Annotated in this window: 18 protein-coding genes; 1 reads left to right on the forward strand and 17 read right to left on the reverse strand. The window is 68.2% G+C overall.

The features are described from left to right. Positions 1-65 precede the first annotated feature (65 nt). From JW876_04315 to JW876_04340, 6 genes are all read right to left on the reverse strand, one after another. On the reverse strand, positions 66-4,067 hold the full coding sequence (locus tag JW876_04315) for a hypothetical protein (GenBank protein ID MBN1884732.1): 4,002 nt from the start codon (positions 4,065-4,067) through the stop codon (positions 66-68). A gap of 198 nt (positions 4,068-4,265) precedes the next feature. Next, positions 4,266-4,808 (reverse strand): hypothetical protein, encoded by a 543-nt coding sequence (locus JW876_04320; GenBank protein ID MBN1884733.1) that lies wholly within the window; start codon positions 4,806-4,808, stop codon positions 4,266-4,268. Between the two features lie 179 nt (positions 4,809-4,987). Then, on the reverse strand, positions 4,988-5,530 hold the full coding sequence (locus JW876_04325; GenBank protein ID MBN1884734.1) for a hypothetical protein: 543 nt from the start codon (positions 5,528-5,530) through the stop codon (positions 4,988-4,990). Positions 5,531-5,724: 194 nt separating this feature from the next. Continuing rightward, positions 5,725-6,294, reverse strand: coding sequence for a hypothetical protein (locus JW876_04330; GenBank protein ID MBN1884735.1), 570 nt, complete (start codon positions 6,292-6,294; stop codon positions 5,725-5,727). Between the two features lie 71 nt (positions 6,295-6,365). Beyond that, the gene (locus JW876_04335; protein ID MBN1884736.1) at positions 6,366-7,013 is read right to left on the reverse strand and encodes a hypothetical protein; all 648 of its coding nucleotides are present in this window, start codon (positions 7,011-7,013) and stop codon (positions 6,366-6,368) included. A gap of 333 nt (positions 7,014-7,346) precedes the next feature. Continuing rightward, positions 7,347-9,332, reverse strand: a complete 1,986-nt coding sequence (locus tag JW876_04340) for a hypothetical protein (GenBank protein MBN1884737.1) — start codon at positions 9,330-9,332, stop codon at positions 7,347-7,349. 301 nt (positions 9,333-9,633) lie between these two features. On the opposite strand from JW876_04340, the gene JW876_04345 reads away from it, so the two are divergent. Further along, the gene (locus JW876_04345) at positions 9,634-10,584 is read left to right on the forward strand and encodes a PD40 domain-containing protein (protein ID MBN1884738.1); all 951 of its coding nucleotides are present in this window, start codon (positions 9,634-9,636) and stop codon (positions 10,582-10,584) included. 8 nt (positions 10,585-10,592) lie between these two features. On the opposite strand, the gene JW876_04350 is transcribed toward JW876_04345, so the two are convergent. From JW876_04350 to JW876_04400, 11 genes are read right to left on the reverse strand one after another with little or no spacing between them, the layout of a single operon-like run. After that, positions 10,593-11,060, reverse strand: a complete 468-nt coding sequence (locus JW876_04350; protein MBN1884739.1) for a MogA/MoaB family molybdenum cofactor biosynthesis protein — start codon at positions 11,058-11,060, stop codon at positions 10,593-10,595. Further along, entirely contained in the window at positions 11,032-11,472 is a 441-nt protein-coding gene (locus JW876_04355; protein MBN1884740.1) for an MOSC domain-containing protein, read from the reverse strand. Before JW876_04355 ends, JW876_04350 begins: the two co-directional genes overlap by 29 nt. Then, positions 11,469-11,921, reverse strand: coding sequence for a cyclic pyranopterin monophosphate synthase MoaC (gene moaC / locus JW876_04360; protein MBN1884741.1), 453 nt, complete (start codon positions 11,919-11,921; stop codon positions 11,469-11,471). Before moaC ends, JW876_04355 begins: the two co-directional genes overlap by 4 nt. A gap of 1 nt (position 11,922) precedes the next feature. After that, positions 11,923-12,738 (reverse strand): radical SAM protein, encoded by an 816-nt coding sequence (locus JW876_04365; GenBank protein ID MBN1884742.1) that lies wholly within the window; start codon positions 12,736-12,738, stop codon positions 11,923-11,925. After that, positions 12,732-13,973: a molybdopterin molybdotransferase MoeA gene (locus JW876_04370; protein ID MBN1884743.1), complete on the reverse strand. Its 1,242-nt coding sequence runs from the start codon at positions 13,971-13,973 to the stop codon at positions 12,732-12,734. The genes JW876_04365 and JW876_04370 overlap by 7 nt, the downstream gene beginning before the upstream one ends. Next, positions 13,970-14,455: a hypothetical protein gene (locus JW876_04375; protein MBN1884744.1), complete on the reverse strand. Its 486-nt coding sequence runs from the start codon at positions 14,453-14,455 to the stop codon at positions 13,970-13,972. Before JW876_04375 ends, JW876_04370 begins: the two co-directional genes overlap by 4 nt. Positions 14,456-14,465: 10 nt before the next feature. Then, on the reverse strand, positions 14,466-14,654 hold the full coding sequence (locus JW876_04380) for a hypothetical protein (protein MBN1884745.1): 189 nt from the start codon (positions 14,652-14,654) through the stop codon (positions 14,466-14,468). After that, the gene (locus JW876_04385; GenBank protein MBN1884746.1) at positions 14,647-15,015 is read right to left on the reverse strand and encodes a LysR family transcriptional regulator; all 369 of its coding nucleotides are present in this window, start codon (positions 15,013-15,015) and stop codon (positions 14,647-14,649) included. Before JW876_04385 ends, JW876_04380 begins: the two co-directional genes overlap by 8 nt. Before the next feature lie 4 nt (positions 15,016-15,019). Beyond that, positions 15,020-16,072: an ABC transporter ATP-binding protein gene (locus JW876_04390; GenBank protein MBN1884747.1), complete on the reverse strand. Its 1,053-nt coding sequence runs from the start codon at positions 16,070-16,072 to the stop codon at positions 15,020-15,022. Beyond that, complete coding sequence (locus tag JW876_04395) at positions 16,059-16,850, reverse strand: ABC transporter permease (GenBank protein MBN1884748.1); 792 nt, start codon at positions 16,848-16,850, stop codon at positions 16,059-16,061. Before JW876_04395 ends, JW876_04390 begins: the two co-directional genes overlap by 14 nt. Continuing rightward, positions 16,847-17,851 (reverse strand): extracellular solute-binding protein, encoded by a 1,005-nt coding sequence (locus JW876_04400; GenBank protein ID MBN1884749.1) that lies wholly within the window; start codon positions 17,849-17,851, stop codon positions 16,847-16,849. Before JW876_04400 ends, JW876_04395 begins: the two co-directional genes overlap by 4 nt. Positions 17,852-18,117: the final 266 nt, after the last annotated feature.

Consider the following 18,117-nt stretch of genomic DNA (forward strand, 5'->3'; position numbering starts at 1 on the left):
GCCAGTTCGATCACAGCCGGATTGTAGGGGGAGACGCCTGCCCGGTAAAGGAAAATATCCGCCGCCTACTCGAGCTTGACGGCCGTGCCCGTGACGGTCCGCTCCTCGCCGCCCAGACGCACGCGGATCATGTACAGGTAGGTGCCGTTCGCCACGCGGCCGCCGGCCGAGTCCCGCCCGTCCCACCAGATCGTATTCGGCTTCCCCGGATCGAGCCGGTCGGCGGGCACGGCGAGGCGGCGGATCCGGACGCCGCTGACGTTGTAGATGTCGATCTCCCCCGAATCGGCGCCGAGATTGAGCGTGAAGACGATGTTCGTGCCGCCGTCGAAGGGATTGGGGAAGTTGAAACCGTCGAGGGTGAACTGGTTCCCCCCCGTCGTGAAGATGAAGTCGCGCGAGAACTCGCCCACCCGGACGGTGAGCACGTTCTCGCCTCCGGCGAACGTGTGCGCGAACGTGGCCTCCCAGTGCAGCGAGTCGGCGGGATCCGGGACGGCGAAGACGGCCCGGTCGAAACGGACACCGTCGACGAACAGGAGGGGTGCCTGGTCGATGTAGGCGGGAAAATCCGCCTCGACGCGGAAATCCCCCGTCGGCGGGCTGTTGCCGCCGGGCATGATCTCGAGGTCGTCGTTGAAGAAGAGGCGTATCGTCGTCCGGGGCGCGACCTCGACGTATCCCGCCTCGATCCCAACCGGCTTGAAGACGCGGAAGAGGAGGGCCTCGTCCTCGAGAGCGACCGTGTAATCGAGCTCCGCGCGGTACCGGCGCGCGTAGGTGAGATCCTCGTCGCCGAGGCGCACCGTCTCCAGCGAATCGGTGACGTCCTCACCGTCGATCTCGAGACCGATCCCCTCGAGGGCCACGACGTCGCTCGCCTCGAACCGGAGGCGGCAGCGGTTGCTCCCGCCGACGGCGCGGAAGGAGTCGGGATGCGTCTCCACGAATCCCGATCCCCAGTCGGCGAAGAGCTTCATCAGGGGCGCGCCCGGGTCGATCTTCGTCATCGGGTCGCCGAGGAGGAGATAGCGGAAGACCTGCTCGTAGGCGCCGGCCCCGCGGCGGACGATGTGCTCGGTCTCGGCCGCGACGAGCGCCTCGCCGAAGGTCCAGTGGGCCCCGGTGTACTCCTTTTCCGGCGGGACGGAATCGGTGGGGACCATGGCGAAGAGGACCTCGTGGAGGGTCTCGCAGAAGATCGCGTTCTCCCCGAGATACTCGTAGCCGGTGCTCGCGTAGGTGCCCACCGCCCCGGCGAGGGGCTTGAAGAGGAGCTGCTCGGTGAGGCAGTCGCCGTTCTTCCCGTCGATCGCGCGGCTGAGCTCGCTGGCGCGGGCGAATTCGCTGATATGACAGCCGATCCCTATGAAGAGATGCTGCCGGTCGGTCCTGAGGCTGTCGATGTCGTCGTAGATGATCAGCGAGGCGAAGGCCGCCTCGGTGGTCAGCGTCGAGCGGTTGCCGTGCCCCTGGAAGGAGTAGAAGAGGCACCCCTCGTTGAGCTTGCGGTCGAGGTAGGAGGAGAAATAGGTCCGCACCGAATCCACCGTCCGGCTGTAGACCTGCGATCCGGGATCGCCGGCCGGGTTGAGGTGCGGCGTCTCCGTCCACGTCGACAGCCAGAGACGCTGGATGTCGAAGCCGCCGGGCAGGGCCTCCTCGATCGAGTCGCCGACGAGGCCCATGCTGGACTCGAAGCGATCCTCCCCCGAGACGCGCCGGTAGTCGTTGCCGCCGCCCGACCACGCGTCGTCGGCGAAGAGCAGCACCCTGCGGCGCCACGTCTCGCCCGGCTCGGCCGTCTCGAACCGCTCCATCTTGATGCGCACGGCGCGCAGCTCGATCCCGCTCCCGACGGGTATCCGGCCGACGAAGACGTCGGGGAATCCGCCGTCGAGCGGTCCGCCGACGACCCCGGGAGGCGATTCGTCGAGAAAGGAGTAGTACCGGTCGGTCGAGACGACCTCGTCGTAGAAGTAGGTGCCGAGCACGCTCGTGCAGTAGGTGTAGGAGGGGACGAAATCGGGCGGCGAGTTCGTCGCCGTGCCCTTGCGGTCCTCGCTGGAGTCGCCGACGAGGAGCACGTACTCGACGCCCCAGCGATCCACCCCCCGGGCGACGAAGCGCCGGATCGCGTCGATGTGCGGCCGGCCGCCGTTGAACTCGTCGAAGACGTCGGCCACGTCGGCCACGAGAATGCGGTATCCCTGGTTTCGCCGGTACTCGGCATAGACCTCGGCCTCGGCCATGAAATCGCCGTGAACGATCATGATCGCGTTGAAGGGGCCCCGTTCGTCGAGGAGGCGCGAGGCCGCGTCCGCCTCGATCAGGCGGTTCGGCACGCGCATCGCGCCCCTCTCGCCGATCACCGCGAACCGCCGCCGCACGTCCATGGAGGGCTGGACATCGAGCGTGAGCGTGAAGAGTCCGCCCCCCGCGTCGACGAAGTCGGCGGGATCGAGGACGCGCGCGGTCGGTGCCCCGGTCTCCGTGATGTCGAAGAGGATCCCGCCCGCGGCGGTGAACCCGGGGATGACCGCCGTCATGCCGAGGATGGAAAGCCCCGTCTCGAACTCGAGTCGGTCGCCGTCGGCCTCGAACCGCCCCGTGTAATCCACCCGGACCTCGTCGACGAGCACTCCCCAGTCCTCGTCGGTCGCGATCGTGACGGTGTTCTCCCCGTCGAGGAGCCACTCGCCCGGGACGGCGGGAAAGACCTCCGTCTTGCTGTTGTAGGACGAGATCGAGTCCGTGCCGAGCGCGTGGCCGTTGATCGAGAAGGCGAGGCGCTGCCGCACGGAGTTGCGATCGGCGCCCTGGATGTCGATCGCGACGGCCGCGACGGCGTCCGCCGGCTTCCGGAGATGGACGGGCACGTTGTTGACGCTGCGCTCGGGAAAGAGGATGTAGTAGAAATCGAGGTTGCCCGGCCGGTTGCGCTTGTGATAGTACGCGTCCTCCCGCGCGACCGCGCGCGCGCGGAAGGGAGCGGGCGCCACGCCGCCGGCGGGCGCGATCCCCTCCGCCATGAAGGCGCCTGCCGTCTCCTCGTCGAGCCAGACGACATTGTGGTCGGTGAAACGCGCATCGACGTCCATCGCCTCCCCGTCGTCCTTGATATGCCTTGCGTAGAAGAAGATGCGGTCGTCGCCGTCGAGGATCCCGTTCGCCGACGGGTTCTCGAGGACGAAGGCCGGCACCTCGACGATACGGAGCGGGTCGTCGCCGCTTTCGGCGGGATAGCGCATCCTGAGGGCGAAGCCGTCGACGGCGAGCCCCGGGCTCATCCCGCACGCGATGAGGGAATCGGCCCGCAGGGCGTAGATGCCCGTCTCGCCGACGTGGATCTTCAACCGCTTCACGTCGGCCGCCGGCAGACCGAGCGGGCGGCGGTCGTCGACGGGACGCCGCAGGGAGGCCGCCGCCCCGGGATTGACGAGCGTCCGGTCGTAGAGGCTCCGCCAGGCGCCCGTGAGCGGGGCATCGAGACCTCCGCCGCCGGGAGCCGGCGCGGTCCAGGTGACGGTCACCGAGAGCCGCGTGACGAGGGCGTAGGATCCCGCCTCCCCGACGAGGGCGTTGACCCGCACGGGCAGGACGCGGAGGCGTCCCATCATCGATGGCCGGCCCGCGTCGACGACCGCGGGAAGCCCCAACCCCGCGCGGGGATCGGCCGGCAGGAAGCTCTCCGTGGCGGGGATGTCCTCCGCTCCCGGGACGAAGCGCTCCGCCCGCACGCGCGCGAGATCGAGGGGGCCGAGATCGACGGAGGAGAGGATACGCCAGCTCGTGCGCACCTCCCCCGACGGCGGCACGGCGACGGGAAAGAGCCGTCCGGGCACCTCGATCGAGCCAGGCGGCGAGAAGGTGCCGAATCCCGGCACGACGACCCGCGCCCCGTCAGCCGTCTCGACGATCTCGTGGGCGGGAAGCGCGATCTCGAAGGTCACCGAGGAGGCGGTCGAGGAGAGGATGCGCGTCCCCGGCGTCGCCGCCCACGCCGCCCCGGCTGCGCAGAGGAGCAGCGCGACGATCCAGCCCTGCGTGAATCGATCCCTCTTCAAGCGGACGGTCCTTTCTTTCCAGGGGATACCCGCCAGGGGCCCGAAGGTGGCCGGGGCCGCGATCCGCGCGCCCCGGCCTGTCTTAAAAGTAACCCGCCGCCGGTCGCCGGACAAGGCGAAAATCCCGCCGGGCCGAACGAAACGGGGGACCCCCGGCAGGGGTCCCCCGTATGGCAGATCGGACTGTCGGGATGCCGACTACTCGAGCATACCCTTGATGGCGCCCCAGCTGGCCTCTTCCGTGGCGATCTCGCACGGCTGGTTGAGGGCCAGGTGGTTCGTCACGACGGCAAGCTCCATCGGGAAGCCCTCGAGGCAGTTCGCGAAGGAGATCTCGCCGGTGTCGGGATGCGCGTTGATCGTGATGTAGTTGGGGCTGGTGTCGGTCAGGTAGTTCATCTGCTGGAACGGCCAGTTCCAGTCGTGCTGGCAGCCGACGTAGCAGACGCTCATGCCATTGAGCAGGTCGCCCAGGGTGACCGAGATCAAGGCCGCGTTCGGCGTGACGGTGCTCTGGATCACGGTCGGGGGATAGGCGATCGAGAACTCGGCGCACATCTGGCCGTTGTCGCTGGGCTGGCACCAGATCCACATCGTGAAGGGCAGGAATCCGCCGGGATTGATGACCTCGCAGACCGAGTGGTCGACGTCGGCGTAGAGACCCATGTAGCCGACCGGGCCGGCGAAGGCGAGGCTGGAAACGAGAAGCAGGGCAGCGGAGAGCAGTAAAGTCCTCTTCATTTCTGAAGTCCTCCTGAGGTAGAGCGAACCAACGGTGTCGATCGACAGAGAACCGGTGTTCTCATCTGTTGCTGTCGGGGCGAATTGTCACCCCCTTTCGGACGGAACGGGGGCTCCCTGTTGTCAGGGAGCCCCCCTCCTGAATTTCGGACAGACTCCACTGAGCAGTCGGCGAACGACTACTCGAGCATGCCCTTGATCGCGCCCCAGCTGGCCTCTTCGGTCCCGATCTCACACGCCTGGTTGATGGCCAGGTGATTCAGGATGACGGCCGGCTCCATGGGGAAGCCCTCGAGGCAGTTCGCGAAGGAGACCGCACCCGTGTCGGGATGCGGGTTGATCGTCACGAACTCGGGAACCATGCCGGTAAGGTACAGCGTCTGGTGGAACGGCCAGTTCCAGTCGTCCTGGCACGCGTTGTAGCAAACGCTCATGCCGTTAAGCAGGTCGCCCAGCGTCACCGAGATGATGTCAAGGTTCGGGGTGACCGTGCTCGTGATGATGTCGGCAGGGTAGCCGATCGAGAACTCGGCGCACATCTGGCCGTTGTCGCTGGGCAGACACCAGATCCACATCTCGGCCATGTAGAATCCGCCGGGGCTGATGGCCTCGCAGACCGTGTGGTTGGCGTCGGTGTAGAGGGCCATGTAGCCCCACGGACCGGCGACGGCGGCGCCCGTGATGAACATCATCGCGGCTGCAAGCAGTAATGCTTTCCTCATCTTGTTGTTCCTCCTAGGTGAGAAAGCAGCCAACATATCCATTGTTGCAACCCGTATCGGTTTCAGAAAGCGGTGGTGCCGAATAGCCATAGCTACGATGTCTACCCGACCACCCCCTTCCGCCTCGTTGTTCCGTGGCTGGATGACTCACATCCTCACCCAGCCACAGACCCAACGATGTTTCCCCTCGTCCCCTACTTGATCAGGGACTTGATAGCGCCCCAGCTCGCGTCTTCCGTCGCGATCTCGCTCGGGCAGAGCAGTGAGGTCAGCCCGATGATCGGGAAGAAGTCGTTGTCCGGGGAATACGTACCGCGGAGTTCTCCGCTGCCCGGGTGCGGTCCGATCACGAGCATGTAGTCGCTAACCAGCCCGCCATCGTTCCAGCAGGGCTCCGTGAGGAATGCCGGGAACGAGCAGAGCAGGTTATACCCCGGAACGTAGCCGTTCAGGGGCGGCCAGTACGAGATCGAATGGCCCGAAAAAGGATCGCCAAGGTTGACGGCCTTGTTGTCGGGATACTCGACGGTACCGATCGCGAAAAACACGTGGGTCGGATCTCCCGGCGTCTCCAGTTTGTACTCAACCGCGGTCACGTAGGCTTCCGCGTTGTGAATGAACAGGTAGACGTCGAACGCTACGAACGGCGGCGGCGATGAGGTCATCTGACCCGGCGTGTACGAGAAGTACGCGCCCATCGTCGCGGCAGTCAGCATGCTCGGCAGGAGGAGAGCTACCGCCAGAGACAGCAATACTCTCTTCATAATCTAACTCCCCTATCGTTGCAGCCCATCTGATGCATGATCAAGGTCGCAGATTACTCGCTTGACTCAATTTAGAAGCACTCGTGCAGGTAGTGCTCGCCCATGAAGGCGAAGTCACTCAGGTTGCACTGATCATCGTCGTTGAAGTCACAGCAAGTGTTGTAACCAGCATCGCCCAGAGCCTTGTTGTAGCTCAGACCGAACACGCCGAGATCGGACAGCGTGACTTCGCAGTCGGCCGTCAGATCCGGGCTGACGATGATCATGGCCATGCAAATCGGATCAAGGCAATCCGGCTTCGCGAGAAGCTGCTTGCCCTGTACGGCGAGGTACACGCCGCCCGTCGTGATGCAGCCACCGCCGGCGATGCGCCCGGAGATGGTCGTCCGACCTTCGTCGTTGGTGAGCGAGTCAGCAACGACGGCGTTGGCGCACAGGCACAACTCCTCGGCGGGGTCGCACGCGTTCAACCAGTAGTCGGTCCAGGGAATGTTTGCGATTCCCAGGCCGCCGGCGTCACGCACGTAGACCTCGATGTAGTCGCTGTCGCCACCACAACCGGCCGAAATGAACTCGAAGTCGCCGGCGGGACAGATCGAAACCCGCATGCCGACGCACGACACTGCGCATTCGCTCTCGCAGTTGTCAACATCGCCTGCGTAGAGAGAAGTCGCCAAGACGAGCAGCAAAGAGAAAAGCAGAACTTTTCCTTTGAACATCCTCATAACCTCCTAAACCTTACAGCAAGGTTTGGGACCCAAGGTTGTCGATACTCGGGGGTAACCTAGGCCTCCTTTCCGCATCTTAACGCTGGAGATACCGTTTACTTACTCGACAATGCAAATTGTACCATACGACAACGATTTATGTCAACCGCAAATCTGGGGTCGCCGGCGATGCGACGAAGATCGAACGGAACCGCAACCCGTTCTTGACGGATGGGCGCCGGGCGGCAAAGGCGGCCCCGACACGCCTTACAACTTCAATATTGACAGGCGATTACGATCCGGGTGGCCGTTCCGTCATTCGCCCTCCCCGCTCGCGCCACTCCCCTAGTAGTACGCCTCGACGACGATCGAGAGGTTCGCGTTCTCGGTCTCGGATTCCAGCGACCAGGTGAGCGGCTCGATGACCCCGTCGACGCTTTCCCAGAGGGAGGGCACGGCGGGCCACGGCGCCCAGGCGCTCACGTAGACGAGACTCGTGTCGCACTCCCCCTCCTTGCACAGTTCCATCCAGGCCTGCCCCGGCACGCCGACCGTGTTGAATGTGAGGCTGACGAGACGGTAGGTGACCGTGCCGTTGTCGAGCAGGACCGATTCCAGGTTCGGGCGAAGGAGGCACTTTTCGTACTCCAGGCCGTCGATGAAGGTGTTCGTCCCGCACTCGCCGTTCGTGCAGCCCGACGAGGAGTACGAACGCCGGAGGGTGCCGTTGAACGCATTGTCGCAGATATAAAACGCCGCGGAGTTGCCGTAGTTCCACCCGCCTCCCGACACCGACGCCGACCCGGAGCCGTAGTTCTCGGCGTCCTCGTACTCGTCGAAGGTATACGTATAGGAGACGGTCGCCGAGACGACGAAGTTCCGGAAGGTGATCGTAACCGCATCGGAGAAGTAGTTCGTCGATGAGGACGAATCATAGATCTTCGCGTAGACCTCCTTCACGACGCTTCCGGCGCAATTGAACCGGTCGCCGGAGCCGAGGTCGCGCACCCCGATGGACTTCCGGGCGACGCCGCTCTCGTCGGTCGTGCCCCCGCCGATGAAACGATCCTCGTCCCAGTAGAGATCGACGTACTTGTCCGCCACCGGCTCCCCCGAGGCGGTCGTCACGGTCATCGTGAAGGTGGCCGAGGTCATCGTCTCGTCCCCCGGCTGGATGATCGCGCGGAGGATCGTCGTGTTGTCGACCGACAATGAGAGGTTCCAGCCCCCGCAACAGTCCTCGTAGCGGTCCCGGAGGAGTTGCGCGAAGGCCGCGTCCTCGATGTAGCCCCGGTCGGCGAGATCGACGAGAGAGGAGAGGGCGCTGCGCCCCTCGTCGCAGCGGTCGTCTTCGCATGCCGCCCAGGCCTCGTCGGCGATGACGCCGGCCTTCTCCCGGATGATGCCGAGGATGGTGGCCCGGAGGTCGGACCGCCCGACAGAGGGGCAGGCCGCGGCGAGGCGGAGAGCGGCGTCCGCGTGGCCGACGAGGGCGTCGATCGTCGACCAGTCGGCCGGTTCCCCGGCGAAGAAGGACTGGAGGGCCGCGCCGTGGTTCGCGGCCGAGAGCTCGATCCAGGAGTCGACGCCGTCGGCGAGCCCCGGGCAGACCTCGACGCACGTCCCGTACCCGTCGCAATGGATGCCGGACCGGCGGAGCGACCAGAAGTCCCCCGCCGCCCCGTAGAACATCGCCGTGCCCTCGAGGGCGGTCATGCGGTCGCGCGCCTCGATGAACGCGCCCGTGAGTCGATCGCAGTCGGGGGCGTCCGTCCCGTAGCCGCTGAAGTGGGAAATCCCCGTCTCGATCGTCCTCGCCCCCGCGTCGACCGACGTCGAGCAGGGGGCGTAGACGGCCGGATCGTCGCCGAGCAGGACGATACGACCCATCGTGTCGGGAGGCATCGGCACGGCGACCGGGTAGTGGATGGTGAGGACCGCCGTCGTGTCGAAGGCGAGCCCCGCGGGCTCGAAGAGCGCCCCGCGCACGCAGCAGAGGGTGTCGGGTGGCGCGCAGCCCTCGCAGACGGTCAGCCCCGGCCCCTCTATGGAGAGCGACGCGAAGGGAGTGATCGTGACGAGGGTGTCGCCGCCGAGGGCGCCGGGGGGCACCTCGAGCGTGTACGAGACGCCGTCGGCGTCGGTGGCGACGAGCGTCCCGCCCCCCGCGGCGGTCACGGTCGACGACGCGGCGCGTCCCGCGTCGAGGGACCAGGAGACGAGGAAGGCCTCTTCGGTGTCGCCCCCGCCGTCGTCGACGGGGCCGGTGGCGTCGTCCGAACAGCCGAGGATCAGGGTCCCGGCGATGAGCAGCGAGAGCAGTCGTCGCATGTCGTCCTCCATCGAAGCGGCCGCGCGCGGCCGGAGAAAGCGGTTCCGTCCGCATCAGACCGTCCCGGGGGCGGCAATGACACAATCCGGAATTTTCCGATTGACACGATTTTTGCATTTGACTTATCATTTAGGCATAGAGGGATCCCCCCGAACACAACATGATCGGCAGAAACGAACACCATGTGAACAATCGTTTACATGATCGGTTCGCGTCCATCGGCATCCCGCGCACCGGCATGGACATGACAGCAGCATACAGACAATACGCGCCACAGGCGCCACGGGGGAGGGATGGAAGATGCGCCGTCCGTATCGACCGTTGCTCGTCGCCGCGATCGCATGCGTCGCGATGACGGGATCGGGGTGCGACGAGTCCGCGGTCGAGCCCGCCGACAGCCTGTTGGACTGGCTGATCGTGTACCCGATGATCGACGCCGGTCCGGCCTGGTCGCCCGACGGCTCGACGATCGCCTATCATCACTTCGGCGTCGTGGACGTCGACCCGCTCGACGGCACATCCCGTATCGACGAGGACCTCGCCGGTCTCTGGCTGATCGACATCGACGGCGGCGACCCGCGCCGCATCTCGCCGATCGGCAGGCAACCGGCATGGTCGCCGGACGGCTCGCGGATCGCCTTCGTCCACGACCGTGACCTCTTCACCATCGCCGCGGACGGCTCCGACCCGCGACAACTGACCACCGGGGGCGGATGCCTCTGGCCGGACTGGTCGAGCGACGGGAGCAGGATCGCCTGCTCGTTCGGCGGGATCCGCATCTTCGACGCCGGGACGGGTGAGGAGCTGTTCAGGAAGGACGGTCCGCACGGCATCAGCTGGTCGCCCGATGACCGGCTGTTCGTCTTCGTCGGCGACAACGAGTGGGGCTCGTCGCAGGGAGCGCTGTGGACGTACGACATGACGAGCGACGTCATGACGCCCCTGGGAACTCCCCACGGCTATTACTGGGAACTCGCCTGGTCGCCCGACGGCTCGCGGATCGCCTGCGCGCATCGTTCAAACGACGCGTCCGCGGGATGCGACATCTGGATCGTGGACGCAGGCGGCGGGAACCCGCTCCGGTTGACCGACGGCGGAGGCGGCGAGCCGTGCTGGTCGCCGGACGGCTCGCGCATCGCATACGTCAGGTATGCGATACGCGAATACACGCCGGCCAACGGAACGATCTGGATCATGAACGCCGACGGCACGGGACAGCGGCAGCTCACCGCCTCGCCCGTCGGGCCCTGACGCCGCTCTCAGTGCCCCTCGCCGCGGATCATCCGCACGGCGTGCGGCAGGATCGGCACGAGGAGCCCGGCGCAGTAGGCCGCCCCCTCCACCGAACCGGGAAGATTCACGACGAGGGTCTGCCCCCGCACGGCGGCCGTCCCGCGCGAGGTGACGGCGTGGATCGTCTGCTCGAGGGATTTCATCCGCAGGTAGTCGCCGATCCCCGGCACGAGCCGGTCGCAGAGGTTGCGCGTGATCTCGGGCGTGTGGTCGCGCGGGCCGAGCCCCGTGCCGCCGGTCGTCAGGATCGCGTCGACGTCGTCGCGCGACCGGATCACCCGCTCTATGCCGGCCGGCTCGTCGGAGACGACGAGGCGTTCGATCACGGCGCCGGGGATCCCCGCGGCGATCGCCCCGGCCACCGCCGGACCGGAACGGTCCTCGTATTCCCCGCGCGCGGCGCGGTCAGAGATCGTAAGCACCAGTATCCTCACGTCTCACCTCCCCCCCGCGGACGACGCGGGCGAAGATGCCCCGCCGCGGCATGACGCAGTCCCCCGTCTTCCGGAGGATCTCGCAGCCGCGGTGGCACTCCTTGCCGATCTTCGTCACCTCGAGCAGGGCCTCGCCGATCTCGAGCCGCGTGCCGAGAGGCAGTGCGGGGAGATCGATCCCGCGCGTCGTGACGTTCTCGGCGAAATCCCCCGGCTCGAGTTCGGGGAGCTTCGTTCTCATCGAGTCGACGTCCTCGATGCCGAGCAGGGAGACCTGGCGGTTTCCCGGCCCGGCGTGGGCGTCGCCGACGATCCCGTGATCCTCGCGCAGCTCGACCCGCTCGACGGGGGTCTTCGTCGTTCCCGTTCTGGCCGAGACGTTCAGCGATACGATTCCGAAGGTCCTCCTCACGGCTCCTCCTTCGTCTTCTCCGTCAGCCGGATCGGCCCGATCGTCATCTCCCGGTCGACCGCCTTGCACATGTCGTAGAGGGTGAGGGCCGCGACGGCGACGGCCGTCAGGGCCTCCATCTCGACGCCGGTCCGCGCCGTCGTCACCGCCGTCGCCTCGATCTCGACGCGGTTTTCGCGGAAAACGAGGTCGACGGCGACGTGGTCGAGGGGAAGGGGGTGGCAGAGGGGGATGAGCTCTCCCGTGCGCTTGGCCGCCTGGATCCCGGCGATCCTCGCCGCGGCGAGGGCCTCCCCCTTCGCCAGGGCGCCCGCGCGAAGCCGCTCGATCGTCTCCGGCCGCATGGTCACCTCGCCGGCGGCGACGGCCGTCCGCCGGAGCGGGGGCTTGCCCGAGACGTCGACCATCCGCACGCGGCCGCGCCCGTCGATGTGCGAGAAATCCGTCACGTCATCCTCCGATCTCGTTCATGCTCCTGCTCACGCACCCCGTGCCCCGGCGCGGCTTCTCCCGGACGGCCCGCCGCAGGCTTCCCTCGACGTCTTCGAAATCCACGGGGATCTCATGGTCGTCGAAGAGGCAGGGCTTGAGGAACCCGTCGGCGGTGAGCCTGATCTTGTTGCACCGCTCGCAGGGAAGCGGCCGGTCGCAAACGTGCGGGCACCGGCTCTCGTCGGGCCGCCCGTCGAGCCGGAACCGCCTGATCGTCTGCAGCACGAGTCCGTTCGCCCCGCAGAAACCCCGCATGCGGTCGATCTCCTCCGGCGTCGTCCCGTCGAAGACGACCATGTTGACCTTCACCGGATCGAGCCCCGCCTCCCTCGCCGCCACGATCCCCGCGACCGCCTCGACGATCTCCCCGCCGCGGGTGATCTCGCGGAAGCGCTCCGCGTCGAGGGTGTCGAGCGAGACGTTGACGCGGGCGAGCCCGGCCCGCTTCAGGGCCCGAGCCGTCTCCGGGAAAAGGAGCGAGCCGTTCGTCGTCATCGATACCTCCCCGATCCCCTCGATCGGCGCGAGCAACGCGACGAGATCGGGGAGGCCGCGGCGGACGAGGGGCTCGCCGCCGGTGAGCCTGATCTTCGAGATGCCCAGCCCGGCCGCGGCGCGGGCGACCTCGGCGATCCGCTCGAAGGAGAGGATCTCGTCGTGCTGCTTGAGGGCGATCCCCCCGGGCGGCATGCAGTAGACGCAGCGGAAGTTGCAGCGGTCGGTCACCGAGATCCGCAGGTAGTCGATATGCCGTCCCGCCTGATCGTTCAGCACGGCCGCTTCTCCTCCCCCGCCGGCGAGAGCCGGATGACGGTCGCGCGTACCGGCGTGCCGGCCGGGATCTCCCCGACCCCCACGGGCACGGCCACGAAACCGTCGGCCGCCGCGTACGCGTGGATGTGCGCCGAGCCGTGATACTCGACGGGGTGGATGGCGCCCTCCGGGCCGAGTCTCACCGGGACGTGGGCGAGGCGATCAAACCGTCGCCGCCGGATCGGCGAGGCGAGCACCCCCGTGACGACGAGAGGCCGGTGCTCCCTGCCCATCAGGCGGTGGCAGAAGGGCAGGACGAAGAGTTCGAAGACGAGGAAGACGGAGACGGGATTGCCGGGCAGGCCGAAGACCCAGTCGCCGTCGCCGCGGCCGAAGACGGTCGGCTTGCCCGGCTTCATGGCGATCTTCTCGACGAGCAGCTCGAAGCCGCGGCCGCGGAGGACCGCCGGCACGAAATCGTACGCCCCCATCGAGACGCCGCCGGAGAAAAGGAAGACGTCCACCGCGCCGCGCGCCCGGTCGATCACGGCGCCGATCGTCTCCGGCGCGTCCCCGGCGATGCCGAGACAGCGGGGGATGCAGCCGGCCGCCGCCGCCTGGGCCGCGAGCTGCGCTCCGTTGGAATCGCGGATCATCGCCCCCGACGGTCGCTCGGCGGGCTCGACGAGCTCGCTCCCCGTGGCGACGATCCCGAGCACGGGGCGGCGCGCGACGGGCACCTCGACGCAGCCGACCGCGGCGAGGACGGCCGTCTCGGCGGAGGTGACGAGCGTCCCGCGCCGCAGAACGACCTCCCCCTCCCGCACGTCCTCGGCTTTGCGGCAGACGTTCCTCGCTTCGCTCCGGCGCGTGACGACCATCCGTTCGTCCCTGATCTCCGTGTGCTCCACCATGACGACCGTGTCGGCCCCCCCGGGGAGAACGCCGCCCGTCATGATCCGCGCGCATTCGCCCGGACCGACCGCGAACGGCGGGATCGTGCCCGCGGGGATCTCGCCGACGATCTCGAGGGGCCGGCCGAGGTCGGCGGCCCGGCAGGCGAAGCCGTCCATCGCCGACTTGTCGAAGGGGGGCATGTCCACGTCCGACCGCACGTCGGCCGCGAGGATGCGGCCCGCCGCCGCATCGAGCGAAACCGTCTCCGTCCCGAGCGGGGCAGCCGCCGTTCCGGGCGGAACCGCCGACATGATGCGCCGGAAGGCCTCGTTGAAGGGTATCGTCTCTCCCGTGTTCACGTTTCCCGCTTCCGTTTTGCCGCGGCTTCGTCCGCGACGCGCGTTCCCGTCTCCCCGCCCTGTTCCGTCGCGCCGGCGAGTTGCGCGATCCGCCGCATCGTCTCCTCGTCGACGCCGAGTTCCGTGGCGAGGCGCCGCAACTCGCCGGCGCCGACGGGCAGCCCCCGCACGATGTCGGCGCGCCGCCGGGCGAGGGCCGCCGATGGCTTCGGCCGGTCGGCCGCGAGGTAGACGACGCAGTCGGCGTCGATCTCGGCGAGGACGCGGTTGCTCTCGACGACGAGCCAGGGCGCGTTTCCGTGCGCCTCCGCGATCCGTTCCCACGGCGTGCCGACGGGGTAGAAGGCGTTCCCCCCGCCGGGCTTGCGCTTTCCGTGGCCGATCTTCACGTGCACGGCCCCGGGAAGGAGCCGGCGGATCGCCCCGGCGAGGGCGGTCTTGCCGACGTTCGACCGGGCGCCGGACACGACGATCGTCTTCACGCGGTTCCTCCTAGTCGAAGCAGCCGAGCTGGCACCCGACGATCTTCACGCCGCGGTCGTTGCAGGCCTCGCCGATTGCCCGCACGGCCACCCCGCGCCCGGCGGCGATCTCGAAGGCCCGCGCGCAGTAGAGCACCCGCTTGCCGTCGCGCTCGACGGCGGCCGCCTCGACCGCGTCGCCGATCGTTTCGTCACTCATCGTCGTCTCCTTCCACCAGCGTCTCGAGATAAAGAGTATACGCCTTTCCCATGCACGAGGAAACCTCCTCCCGGTAGCCGTCCCACGCGGCGAGCAGCTGCCGGCCGAAGGGGGTGAGGACGGTGGAGCCTCCCCCCGGCCCCCCGCGCGACGTCTCGACGAGCGTGCGCCCGAGGGCCGCCTCCGCGCGCCTGATGTCGCCCCACGCCTTCCGGTAGCCCCGCCCGAGCGACCGGGCCGCGTCCCCGATCGACCCCCGCTCCCGCACGGCGGAGAGGAGTTGCACGGTGCCGTCGCCGAAAAGCCCCTCCTCGCCGGAAGCGCGCAAGTAGAGTTTCAGTCGCGGCCGCACGTTCCGCACGGCGTCACCTCCTGAGAAACCGGACGTCCCCCGCCCTCACGCTCGCCCAGACGCGGACGCCCGGACGCAGGCCGAGCGCCTCGACCCGGTCGTGCGCGAGAAGGGCCGACAGCTCGACGCCAACGTCGACCGTCACCTCCACGCCGAAGCGCACCGGGACGGTGTCGACCACGACGCCGGCCAGGACGTTGCGCGCGCCCGAATCGGGCCTCCCGACCGAAAGGGTCACGTCCTCGCCCCGGATGACGACGTGCCCCTCCCCCGCCGGACCGTCGTCGACGAGGTCGAGGGAAATCCCGTCGCAGAAAATCCTCGCCCGGCCGCCCTCGCGGGCGAGGATCCCGGGAAGGAAATTGCCGATCCCCGCGAACCGCGCGACGAAGGATGACGCCGGGCGGCGGAAGACCTCCCGCGGTTCTCCCGCCTGCACGATCTTCCCCCGCTCCATCACCCCGACGCGCGTGGCGAGCGCGATCGCCTCCTCGTAGTCGTGGGTCACGTGGACGACCGTCACGCCGTCGCGGTTGATTTGCCGGAGCAGCCGGCGGAGCCCCGACCGCGCGCCGGCGTCGAGCGAGGAGAGGGGCTCGTCGAGGAGGAGGACCTCCGGCGCGGGCGCGAGCGCCCGCGCGAGGGCGACGCGCTGCGCCTCCCCGCCCGAGAGGGTGCCCGGCCGCCGATCGAGGAGCAACTCGATCCCCAGTTGTCGGGCGACGTCCGCAACGCGCGCCCGCCTGCCCGCCCGGTCGGCGCCCCGCCGCCCCCCGAGCCCGTAGGCGACGTTGCCCCGGACGGAGAGATGCGGGAAGAGCGACTGTCCTTGGAAGACGAGACCGATCCGCCGGCGCTGGATGCGCTCGGAGGTGATATCGCGCCCTCCGAGGAAGATCCGCCCCCCGTCGGGCGGGATGAGCCCGGCGATCGTCTCGAGGAGGATCGTCTTGCCGACCCCCGACTCGCCGAGGAGGACGAGGTACTCACCCGGGGCCGCCTCGAAGGAGACGTCGCGGATCGCGAAATCGCCGAGACGCTTCGAGAGGCCATCAACGCGCAGCATGGCGCCTCCCTCCCGCGACGACGCGGAGCGCGAGGAAGAAGGCCAGGCAGATCGCGATGAAGAGCACCGAGACGGGCCGGGCGTACTTCAGCCCGAAGGCGCCGAAGCGCTCGTAGATCAGCACCGGCGTGATCATCGGGTGGTAGGCGATGACGAGCACCGCCCCGAACTCGCTCATCCCCCGCGCCCACATCATGATCAGCCCCGAGAGGATCGAGCGCCAGGCGAGGGGAACGGAGATCGTGAGGAAGACGCGCAGCGGCGAGGCGCCGAGGTTGAGGGCCGCCTGCTCGAGCTGGACGGGGACGGCGGCGAAACCGTCGCGCGCCGCGTTCACGAGGAAGGGAACGCTCACGAAGGCCATCCCCGCCATGATCCCCGCCGGGCCGCCGACGAAGCGGATCCCGACGGCCTCGCCCAATTCTCCGACCGGCGTGCCCGGCGAGAGGACGCCGAGGAGCGCGATCCCCGCCGCCGAATGGGGGATGACGATCGGCACGTCGACGATCCCGTTGACGAGCGGCTTGAGCGGAAACGTTCGCCGGGCGAGAAGCCAGGCGAGGGGGATCGCGCCGATCGCCGAGAGGAGAGTCGCCCCCATCGCGGCGAGGAGGGTCAGGCGAACGCTTGCGGCCACCTCGCGCTCGGTCGCCGTGTCGACGAGCTCCGCGGGCGTCGTCGAGAAGAACATCCCGGCGAGCGGCGCCACGATGAAGAGAAGCACCAGTCCGCCGAGGGCGGCGAAGACGAGGTGCGCCGGCTCGGTCCGTTGCGTCATGCGCCCCCCTCCGGCGCGTCCCTGCCGCCGGCCGGCGGCAGGGCGAAACGCCGCAGCCGCGCCGGGAGCGCCTCCCAGGAATCGGTCGGCGAGGGCACGACCGAGGGCTGCCCGGCCGCCTCCATCGCGGCCATGCCCCTCTCCGCGTCGAGGAGATACTCGACGAAGGCGAGGGCGAGCGCCTGGTGCGGCGCCTGCCGCGGGATCGTCACCCCGTAGACCATCGGCGCCCCGCGCTTCACGATCGTCGTTCCCGGCCGCCTGCCGGACACCTCGACCTCGACCGCGGCGTAGAGCCCGGCGAGATCGGCCCGTTTCAGGTTGATCTCGTCGGGCAGGACGAGAAAGGGAAGACCGTGCTGCATGGCGACGGACCGGTAGAGGAAGGCGTAGTCGATCGCCCCCGATTCGAGGAGGGCGATGAGATCGGTCTCCTTCGGCCTGATGAATGCCCCGTCCTTCCGGAGAAGCCGGGCGGCGAGCCCCGGGACGCCGTAATAACGCTCGGCGAGCTTCGCCGTGAGCACGGCGCGGTACCCGCAGGGATCGCTGTCGGGATCGGAGCGGCCGAAGGCGACCGCGTCGTCGAGGAGCACCTCGTGCCAGTTCTCCACCGAGATCTCGCCGGCGCGGGTTGAACCTGTCCGGTAGACGATCGCCATCTCGTTGCTTGCGAACCGGATGTTCCACGACGCGTGTTCGGGGATGAGCAACTCGTCGATCACCGTGTAGTCGGCCGAGGCCATCACGTCGGCCGGGCGGCCGAGATCGGCGATCTTGCGCGCGCAGGAGCGGCTTCCCGCCGCCTCGAGGAGCACGCGCACGCCGGGGTGCGCCGCCTCGAAGTCGTCGGCGATCCGCCGGAAGGGCACCGACAGGCTCCCCGCGTGGAAGACGATGATGTCGTCGGTATCGCCGCCGCACGAGATCCCCCCCGCGAAAAGGGGCGAGGCGGCGACGAGCAGGACGGCGAGACGCCGGAGACGTTTCGCGCGGGACATGAATCCTCCGGGATGAAGACGAGAGGGCGCCGGGCGGCTCTCTTCCGTATGGAAATAATCCGGCGCCTCGAAGTCAACAGATATGTTCATTCGGACATATCGGATCGCTGCGCCGCCGCCCGGCGCGGTGACCGGCCTTCCCCCGCCCGGAGAGGTCCGGCCCGCCGGTTCAGGCCGCGCTTCCGGGAACGCAACATGTTGTCATGAAAAGAGATGAAAGCCGTGGAAGCGCGCCGCGGCGCGGCCCCCGCGCATCAACTTTACGA

Source organism: Candidatus Krumholzibacteriota bacterium (assembly GCA_016931295.1).
Classification (GTDB): domain Bacteria; phylum Krumholzibacteriota; class Krumholzibacteriia; order Krumholzibacteriales; family Krumholzibacteriaceae; genus JAFGEZ01.